Origin of the sequence: Paenibacillus hemerocallicola (genome assembly GCF_006265175.1) — a bacterium.
In the GTDB taxonomy this organism is placed as follows: Bacteria; Bacillota; Bacilli; order Paenibacillales; family NBRC-103111; genus Paenibacillus_AB; species Paenibacillus_AB hemerocallicola.
The window spans coordinates 1-646 of sequence record NZ_VDCQ01000164.1 but is presented as its reverse complement, the minus strand read 5'-3'; the positions used below and the strand labels follow the sequence as shown (position 1 = coordinate 646).

Here is a 646-nt window from a genome sequence, read left to right as displayed (position 1 = left end):
TGGACCTCTGTCAAGAAAGTAGACACTCGATAAGAGAACGTTAGCTAATATTTTTGTAGTACTGCTCTTCAAATCGATCTGGTGATAGATACCCCAAAGCCCCATGAATTCGTTTGCGGTTGTAAAAGAGCTCGGTGTATTCGAATACTTCTTGTTGCGCCTGAGCCTTTGTACGGAAGGTCGTACAGTAAATAAACTCTTTCTTGAGTACGCTGTGAAAGGACTCGATGACAGCGTTGTCGTAGCAGTTGCCTTTGCGACTCATACTCGCCTCCATGTGGTACTGCTGTAACCTTGCTCGATAAGGTTCCGATGCGTACTGGGAGCCCCGATCCGAGTGGTGGATGAGCCCTTTGGAGGGCTTCTGAGCGTTGTACGCTTGATCCAGTGCGGCCAGTACGAGATCGGTTGTCATCCGGTCTGCGAGCTTCCACCCGACGATCTTACGCGTAAACAAGTCTAGAACGCTGGCCAGGTACAGTCGTCCCTCGCGGCACGGAACGTATGTAATATCGGTTACCCACACCCGGTTTGGCGCGGATGCCGTAAAGACCTGGTTCAGCACATTGGGTGCCACAGGGTGGGCGTGATTCGAGTCGGTCGTAGTCACACGGAACTTTTTGGATACACACGAACGCAAACCGTT

Annotated in this window: 1 protein-coding gene; it reads right to left on the bottom strand. The window is 51.2% G+C overall.

What is annotated here, in order from left to right; translation table 11 throughout:
• Positions 1-40: 40 nt before the first annotated feature.
• Positions 41-646, bottom strand: a 606-nt coding sequence (locus FE784_RS40580; protein ID WP_139607985.1) for an IS3 family transposase, incomplete at its 5' end; no start/stop codon positions are given.